6 protein-coding genes and 1 riboswitch are annotated in these 8,437 nt (G+C 69.5%); all 6 genes read left to right on the top strand.

Annotated elements, in window-relative coordinates; translation table 11 throughout:
• Positions 1-650: MFS transporter (locus tag AC5RV2_RS11890; protein WP_494092497.1), on the top strand; the 650-nt coding region annotated here is incomplete at its 5' end.
• Between the two features lie 36 nt (positions 651-686).
• Entirely contained in the window at positions 687-1,736 is a 1,050-nt protein-coding gene (locus AC5RV2_RS11895; protein ID WP_494092498.1) for a S66 family peptidase, read from the top strand.
• 133 nt (positions 1,737-1,869) lie between these two features.
• Complete coding sequence (locus tag AC5RV2_RS11900; RefSeq protein ID WP_494092499.1) at positions 1,870-2,382, top strand: mycothiol transferase; 513 nt, start codon at positions 1,870-1,872, stop codon at positions 2,380-2,382.
• Positions 2,383-2,489: 107 nt separating this feature from the next.
• Positions 2,490-2,589, top strand: a riboswitch (glycine riboswitch).
• Positions 2,590-2,759: 170 nt separating this feature from the next.
• Positions 2,760-5,639 carry an aminomethyl-transferring glycine dehydrogenase gene (gcvP, locus tag AC5RV2_RS11905; protein ID WP_494092500.1) on the top strand — a complete coding sequence of 960 codons (2,880 nt, stop codon included), beginning with the start codon at positions 2,760-2,762 and terminating at the stop codon, positions 5,637-5,639.
• Positions 5,640-5,654: 15 nt separating this feature from the next.
• Positions 5,655-6,806 (top strand): glycine cleavage system aminomethyltransferase GcvT, encoded by a 1,152-nt coding sequence (gcvT, locus tag AC5RV2_RS11910; protein ID WP_494092501.1) that lies wholly within the window; start codon positions 5,655-5,657, stop codon positions 6,804-6,806.
• Positions 6,807-6,893: 87 nt separating this feature from the next.
• The gene (locus tag AC5RV2_RS11915; protein ID WP_494092502.1) at positions 6,894-8,321 is read left to right on the top strand and encodes an L-serine ammonia-lyase; all 1,428 of its coding nucleotides are present in this window, start codon (positions 6,894-6,896) and stop codon (positions 8,319-8,321) included.
• Positions 8,322-8,437: the final 116 nt, after the last annotated feature.

Below are 8,437 nucleotides of genomic sequence, written 5' to 3' on the forward strand. Positions count from 1 at the left end.
CTGCGGAAGCCTCGTGGCCCGCAGCGGAAGCCCGGGCCGGTTCCGTCGGGACGACGGCGGTCCGCGTCTGGCGCTCGTCGGTCGCCTGTGGCCTCGCCCTGGTGTTTGCCGGCACCTTGTCGAACATGTTTGCCATGTTCTCGTGGTTGCCGCCGTTGCTGGTGGACAGCGGGATGTTGCCCGCGACGGCGGGCACCATGCTGGCCTACTACGCCATCCTGGGCCTGCCCACCAGCCTGTTGGTGGTGCCGCTGATCGCCGGGCGGCTGCGCAATCCGCTGGGCCTGGGCCTGCTGTTCATCGGCTTCTACGCGGCCGGATACGCCGGGCTGCTGCTGTCACCCTCGTTCGGCACCTGGTTGTGGATCACCCTGGCGGGGCTCGGCCAGGGCACCTTTGCGCTGGCCCTGCTGCTGGTGAACCTCCGGACCCGCACCACGGCCGGCGCGGGGCTGCTCTCCGGGTTCGCGCAAGGCATCGGCTACACGGTCGCCTGCGCCGGCCCGCTGATGTTCGGGCTGCTGCGCGAGGCCAGCGGCGGCTGGGGTGCCTCCTTCGGCCTGCTGGGCGGTGCCTTGCTCATCCTGGCGGTGGGCCTGGTCATCGTGGGGCGGCACCGCTATCTGGAGGATTCGGCCCGGGATGAATAGCGGCCGCTGAGGCACAGCCCGTGGTTGGATGGGGAAATGCCGAGCCATGCCCGCGTGTCCCCGCCCAAGCTTGAGCCCGGTGACCGGGTCGCGATTCTCTCCCCGTCCTTTGCTGCCCCGGGGTTCGCGCCGGATGTCCACGAGCAGGCGATGCGTCGACTCAGTGCCGAAACGGGACTGGTCCCCGTGGAATACCCGACGACCCGGAAGCTTGGCGCTTCCGCCGCGGAACGCGCCGCGGATCTACACGCCGCTTTGTCCGACCCGGCGGTCCGGGCCATCCTCGCGACCATAGGCGGCGACGACCAGGTAGCCCTCATTCCCCATCTGGACGCCGGCCTCGCCGCCGCGAACCCCAAGATCTTCATGGGCTACAGCGACAACACGAACCTCTTGAACTGGCTGTGGTCGCTCGGGATAGCGGGCTACTACGGGGGCTCGACCCAGGTGCACCTCGGAGCCGGGCCGCACATTGACGACCAGCACCTCGCCTCGCTGAAGGCAGCGCTGTTGACGGGCGGTGAGCTGGAAATTGTGGACCCGGGCGAGTCCGAGGACTTCGGGCCGGATTGGCTGACGCCGCAAGCCCTTGTGGACTTCGGCGAACGGGAACCCACGCAGCCGTGGACCTGGGCGGGGCCGGAGCGGGAAGCGATCGGCCGCACCTGGGGCGGGTGCCTGGAAGTCATCGACCAGCTGGCCATGGCCGACCGGCTTCCGCCTCGGGAAGCCCTCGAGGGGTCGATCCTGATTTTTGAAACCAGCGAGGAGTTGCCTCCGGCAGCGTGGGTCAAGAGATGGGTCCGGGCATTGGGGGAACGGGGCGTCCTCTCGGCCGTGGAAGGCGTGCTCGTCGCCCGGCCGCCGGTGAGCCGTCACGGTACGGTCCCGCCGGCGGAGGAGCGGGCACGGCTCCGCGCCGCGCAACGCGATGCAGTCCTCGCCGAGATGAAGCGCTACAACGACCACGCCGTCGTCTGCGTCGGAGTCCCGTTCGGCCATACCCGTCCGCAATGGATCGTGCCCTACGGCGGGACAATGCGGCTCAATGGCCGAGATCGAACCATCACGGCCGATTACAGTTGACCGCCGGGTGGCAGGCGGTCCGGGCGGCGGATGCGCGGCACCGGGACCGTCCGCTGGCCTGCAGACGGGCACGCATTCCTCGCCGCGGCACCAGGCGGTAGGCTGACGCAAAAGTCCGCCACGAGGAGGCGCCATGAAGTTCAACGACCTGCTGGCCGATGGCTACGGGCGAATCCGGGAACGCGTCCACCAGGTGCTGGACGGCTTGGATAGCGAACAACTGGCTGCCCGGCCCGGCGGCGACAGCAATTCGATCGCCTGGCTCGTCTGGCATTTGACCCGGATCCAGGACGACCACATTGCCGATGTCGCCGGCACCCGGCAGTACTGGCTTGCCGGCTGGTCGGAGCAGTTCGACCTGCCGCTGGCCGAGAAAGACCATGGCTACGGCCACACTTCTGAACAAGTGGCGTCCGTCCGGGTCGAATCGGCCGACTTGCTGCGCGGCTACTACGACGACGTGCATGCGGGCACGCTGGCCTATCTGGCCGGGCTCACCGAGGACGACCTGGACCGCATTGTTGATACCCGGTGGGAACCGCACGTGAAGCTGGGCGTCCGGCTGGTGAGCGTCCTGGACGACTGCCTGGAGCACGTCGGCCAGGCCGCGTATGTCAAGGGCATGCTCGCCCGCGGGGAAGCCTAGCGGGCTGGCCCTGGGTCCTGCACTGGGCTCCGGCACCGTCGCCGCCTTGTTGCCCGCCAGCCGCTGGACTACCATTCAAGGAGTCAGACACAACTGCATACAGCCTTCGACATGCGGCGGGAGAGTCCTGCTGGGTACCAGTCAGCAGGCGCCGTAGGAGCAATACCTCCCCAGGAATCTCTCAGGCCCCTGTACCGCCGCGGAGAGGCAACTCTGGAAAGCAGCCGGACCGTTCAGGACCGGCTCACCGACGGTGCAAGCAGGAGGCGGCCCCTGGGCCACAGCCTGCGGAATCTCTCAGGTTCAGTCACAGAGCGGGGAGGAACCCTTCACTACCGGCATGGTCCGCCCAGCCGGGGATAACTGGAGTTCCTCACATGACGGCTAAGTCCACCAGCGCTACCCGACCCGGCAGCGCCTCCTTCACCGACCGACACATCGGTCCGCGCCGGAACGACGCGGAAACGATGCTCAAGCAGTTGGGCTACGGCAGCATCGACGACCTGGTGGACGCGGCAGTGCCCGCCGACATCCGCCAGCAGGAACCGCTGGCGCTGCCCGCCGCCCGCAGCGAGTCCCAGGTCCTCGGGGACCTGCGCGCCCTCGCCGCGAAGAACGTGACGGCCGTGCAGATGATCGGCCAGGGCTACTACGACACCATCACGCCGCCGGTGATCCGCCGCAATGTGGTGGAGGACCCGGCCTGGTACACCGCCTACACCCCCTACCAGCCGGAAATCTCGCAGGGCCGGCTGGAGGCGCTGCTGAACTTCCAGACCATGGTCCAGGACCTCACCGCGCTGCCGATCGCCAACGCCTCGCTGCTGGACGAAGCCACCGCAGTGGCCGAAGCGGTGCTGCTGATGCGCCGGTCCAACAAGTCCAAGTCCGCCGGCAAGACCGTGCTGGACGCGGACCTGCTGCCGCAGACCATCGCCGTCGTCAAGGGCCGGGCCGAGGCGCTGGACTTCGACGTAGAGGTTGCCGACCTCTCCGCCGGCCTGCCGGACGGCGACATCTCGGGCATCGTGCTGCAGCAGCCGGGAGCCTCCGGCCGGGTGTTCGACCAGGCTCCGGTGATCGCGCAGGCCAAGGAGCGCGGCGCCTTGGTCACCGTGGCCGCCGACCTGCTGGCGCTGACCCTGATCACGCCGCCCGGCGAGCAGGGCGCGGACATCGCCGTCGGCAACACCCAGCGTTTTGGCGTACCGCTCTTCTTCGGCGGCCCGCACGCCGCCTACATGGCCGTCCGCAAGGGGCTGGAGCGCTCCTTGCCCGGCCGCCTGGTGGGCGTCTCGAAGGACGACGCCGGCCGCCCCGCCTACCGCCTGGCGCTGCAGACCCGCGAGCAGCACATCCGCCGCGAGAAGGCCACCTCCAACATCTGCACCGCGCAGGCACTGCTGGCCGTCGTTGCCAGCATGTACGCCGTCTACCACGGCCCCGAGGGCCTGAAGGCGATCGCGCAGCACGCCAATGAGGCCGCCCGCACCCTGGCCGGCGTGCTCACCGGCGCCGGGTACGCGCTGGCGGCCGACCGGTTCTTCGACACCCTCACGGTGAAGGCTCCGGGCAAGGCCGCCGAGATCGCCGCCGCGGCCGAGGCCAAGGGCGTGAACCTGCGCCGCATCGACGCCGACCACGTGGGCATTTCCGCCGATGAAACGACGACGGCGGAGCACCTCGCCCTGGTCGCGGAGGCCTTCGGAGTGGAGGACGCCGCAGGCAAGACCGCCGAAACGGCCGGAAACGCCGGCTTCGAACTGCCCGTCGACCTGCTGCGCAGCTCCTCCTACCTGGACCATCCCGTGTTCCACAGCCACCGCTCCGAGACCCAGATGCTGCGCTACCTGCGCCGGCTGTCGGACCGCGACCTGGCCCTGGACCGGACCATGATCCCGCTGGGCTCGTGCACCATGAAGCTGAACGCGACCGCGGAAATGGAGGCGATGACCTGGCCGGAATTCGCGTCCATCCACCCGTTCGCCCCGGCCAGCCAGACCGCCGGCTGGCGAGAGCTGATCACCGATCTGGAGGAACGCCTCGCGGCGATCACCGGCTACGCCGGCGTCTCCATCCAGCCCAACGCCGGTTCGCAGGGCGAATACGCCGGCCTGCTCGCCATCCGCCGCTACCACCTGGCCAACGGCGACGACCAGCGCGACGTCTGCCTGATCCCCGCCTCCGCGCACGGCACCAACGCCGCCTCGGCCGTGCTGGCCGGCATGAAGGTCGTAGTGGTCGCGACGGCACCGGACGGCACCATCGACCACGCCGACCTGCGCGCGAAGATCGACCAGCACGCCGACGCGCTGTCGGCCATCATGATCACCTATCCGTCGACGCACGGCGTGTACGACGCCGATGTGCGCGACGTGTGCGAGGCGGTCCATGCCGCCGGCGGGCAGGTGTACATCGACGGGGCCAACCTCAACGCGCTGGTAGGACTCGCGCAGCCGGGCAAGTTCGGCGGCGACGTCTCCCACCTGAACCTGCACAAGACCTTCTGCATCCCGCACGGCGGCGGCGGCCCCGGCGTCGGGCCGGTAGCGGTGGCCGAACACCTGGTGCCGTTCCTGCCGGGCAACGCCGCGCTGGCCGAACACGAAGGCAAGGGCGTGCCCGTCTCGGCCAGCGAGTACGGCTCGGCCGGCGTGCTGCCGATCTCCTGGGCCTACGTGGCCATGATGGGGGCCGAGGGCCTGACCGAGGCAACGAAGAGCGCCCTGCTGGCCGCCAACTACGTCGCCGCCCGGCTGAACGAGCACTTCCCGGTGCTCTACACCGGCAACGACGGGCTGGTCGCGCACGAGTGCATCCTGGACCTGCGCGAACTCACCGCCAAGTCGGGGGTGACCGCCGAGGACGTGGCCAAGCGCCTGATCGACTATGGCTTCCACGCGCCCACCCTGTCCTTCCCCGTGGCCGGCACCCTGATGGTGGAGCCGACCGAGTCCGAGGACCTGGCGGAGATTGAGCGGTTTATCGACGCGATGATCGCGATTAAGGGCGAAATCGACCAGGTGATCGCCGGCGACTTCCCGCTCGACGCCAGCCCGCTGCGCCTGGCCCCGCACACCGCCGCCGCCGTGGTCAGCTCCGACTGGGACCGGCCGTACACCCGGGAGCAGGCCGCCTTCCCGGTACCGGGCCTGCAAGTGGACAAATACTTCGCCCCGGTCGGACGGATCGACGGCGCCGGCGGCGACCGCAACCTGATCTGCAGCTGCCCGCCGCCCGAAGCCTTCGAGAACTAGAGAGGTCAGCACCGCATGACTACCGAGACCACCACCATGCCCCGGCACACCGCGCTCTACGAGGAACACGAGCGGCTGGGTGCCTCCTTCACCGACTTCGGCGGCTGGATGATGCCGCTGAAGTACAGCAGCGAATTGGCCGAGCACCGCGCCGTGCGCAGCAGCGCCGGCCTGTTCGACCTCTCGCACATGGGCGAAGTCTGGGTCACCGGCCCGGAGGCCGGGAAGTTCCTGGACTACGCACTCGTCGGCAAGCTCTCCGCCGTCACCGAGGGCCGGGCCAAGTATTCGCTGATCTGCAACGCCGACGGCGGCATCATCGATGACCTGATCATCTACCGGCGTCCCGCCGACCAGCACGGGGACCGTTACCTGGTGGTGCCCAATGCCGGCAACGCCCCGACGGTCGCCGCGGAACTCGCCGCACGGGTCGAAGGTTTCGACGCCACGGTGGAGGACGCCACGGCCGAGACCTCGCTGGTGGCAGTGCAGGGACCGAAGTCCGTGGAAATCCTGCTCCAGCTGGTGCCCGCCAACCAGCATGACACGGTGCGGGACATGAAGTACTACGCCGCCGACGAGGTGGACTTCACGGTGTCCGGGGCGCCGCTGAAGCTGCTGCTGGCCCGGACCGGGTACACCGGCGAGGACGGCTTCGAGATCTACGTTCCGAACACCAACGCGGCCGCGCTCTGGAACGCCCTGCTGGAAGCCGGGCGGGGCGCCGACCTGCTGCCGGCCGGGCTGGCCTGCCGCGACTCGCTCCGGCTGGAGGCGGGCATGCCGCTGTACGGCAACGAGCTCACCCTCGAGACCAGCCCGTTCGACGCCGGACTGGGCGGCGTGGTGGCGCTTAAGAAGGACGGCGACTTCGTGGGCCGCGGCGCCCTCGAGGCGCAGAAGGAGAAGGGCTCGGCCCGCAAGCTCGTGGGACTCAAGGGGGTTGGCCGGCGCGCCGGCCGCTCCCACTACCCGGTGCTGAAAGACGGCCGGACCATCGGCGAAGTCACCTCCGGCCAGCCCAGCCCCACCCTCGGCTACCCGGTGGCGCTGGCCTACGTGGACGCCGAGTATGCCGAGCCCGGAACCAGGGTGGACGTTGACCTGCGCGGCAAGCCCGAACCGTTCGAGGTTGTAGAGCTGCCGTTCTACCGGCGGGAAAAGTAGTCCTCACCCGCTACCAGGGTGCCGCCGTCCCCGCGGCCGCGGGAACGGCGGCGCCGCACCTCTCCACACAGACAGGAAAGGGATGACATGGCCGTAGGCGTTTTCGACCTTTTCTCCGTAGGCATCGGTCCCTCCAGCTCGCACACGGTCGGCCCGATGCGGGCCGCCTCCGCGTTCGTGCGGGAGGTGGCCGACGCCGGCCTGCTCGACAGGGTTAACGGGCTGCGCGTGGACCTGTACGGCTCCCTCGCCGCCACCGGTCGCGGGCACGGGACATTCACCGCCGTGCTGCTGGGGCTGGAGGGCTTCGAACCGGAGCACATCCTGCCCGACCAGGTGGAGGAGCGGCTGGCAGACATCGCCGCGTCCGGCCGGCTGCGGCTGGGTGCGGAACTTCCCGGCGCCGCCGCCCGGCCGCTGGACTACGGGGTGCAGGACATGGTGCTGCACCCGCTGACCGTGCTGCCCCGGCACACCAACGGCATGACGTTCCAGGTGCTGGAATCGAACGACGACGGCGAGGCACGGCTCCTGCACGAAGCCACCTTCTTCTCCGTGGGCGGTGGCTTCATTGTCCGCGGCGGCGAGGAGGAAGCCGCCCGGGAGGAGCTGGAGTCCTCCAAGCAGCAGTTGCCCTACCCGTTCCGCACGGCGGCGGGGCTGCTGGAGCACTGCCGCAGCACCGGCCTGGCCATCAGCGACATCATGATGCTCAACGAGGAGGTTTCCCGCCCGCGGGAAGAGATCGAGGCCGGACTCGTGCACATTTACAACGTGATGGAGGAGTGCAAGGACTCGGCCATCCGCCGCGAAGGCGAGCTGCCCGGCGGACTCAACGTCCGCCGTCGGGCCCCCGCCTGGCACGAGCGGCTGCGCAAGGAAGACCCGGACCGGGACCACAAGTACTGGCAGGAATGGGTCAACCTGGTGGCGCTGGCGGTGAACGAGGAGAACGCCTCGGGCGGGCGGGTGGTCACCGCGCCCACCAACGGGGCCGCCGGCATCATCCCCGCCGTCCTGTTCTACGCCACGCACTACGCACCCGGCATGGAACAGGCCACCCGCGAGGACAAGGAGAAGGTGGTCGTGAAGTTCCTGTTGACCGCCGGCGCCATCGGGGTCCTCTACAAGGAGCAGGCCTCCATCTCCGGCGCCGAGGTCGGCTGCCAGGGCGAAGTCGGCTCCGCCTCGTCGATGGCTGCCGGGGGACTGGCCGAAATCCTCGGCGGAACCCCGGCCCAGGTGGAAAACGCGGCCGAAATCGCGATGGAGCACAACCTGGGGCTCACCTGCGACCCGATCGGCGGGCTGGTGCAGATCCCGTGCATCGAACGGAACGCCATCGGTGCCGCCAAGGCCGTGAACGCGGCCAAGATGGCGCTGATGGGCGACGGCACGCACCGGGTGTCGCTGGACGAGGTCATCATCACGATGCGCGAGACCGGCCGCGACATGAGCGACAAGTACAAGGAAACCGCCACCGGCGGCCTCGCCGTCAACGTCGTGGAGTGCTAGGAAGCCACGTCCTCCAGATCCTGTCCTGACCCTGACGGGCCGACGGCCGGCGGGTCCGCGGGACGCCGCGGCGGCATCGGCGGCCGGCGCGGGACGACCGGCTTTCGGGCACCGGG

This window comes from Arthrobacter sp. Y3225116 (assembly GCF_059091245.1).

Coding starts and splice junctions, on each gene's coding strand:
- AC5RV2_RS11900 (WP_494092499.1), top strand. CDS start 1,870: ATGAAGTTCAACGACCTGCTGGCCGATGGCTACGGGCGAATCCGGGAA.
- AC5RV2_RS11915 (WP_494092502.1), top strand. CDS start 6,894: ATGGCCGTAGGCGTTTTCGACCTTTTCTCCGTAGGCATCGGTCCCTCC.
- gcvT (WP_494092501.1), top strand. CDS start 5,655: ATGACTACCGAGACCACCACCATGCCCCGGCACACCGCGCTCTACGAG.
- gcvP (WP_494092500.1), top strand. CDS start 2,760: ATGACGGCTAAGTCCACCAGCGCTACCCGACCCGGCAGCGCCTCCTTC.
- AC5RV2_RS11895 (WP_494092498.1), top strand. CDS start 687: ATGCCGAGCCATGCCCGCGTGTCCCCGCCCAAGCTTGAGCCCGGTGAC.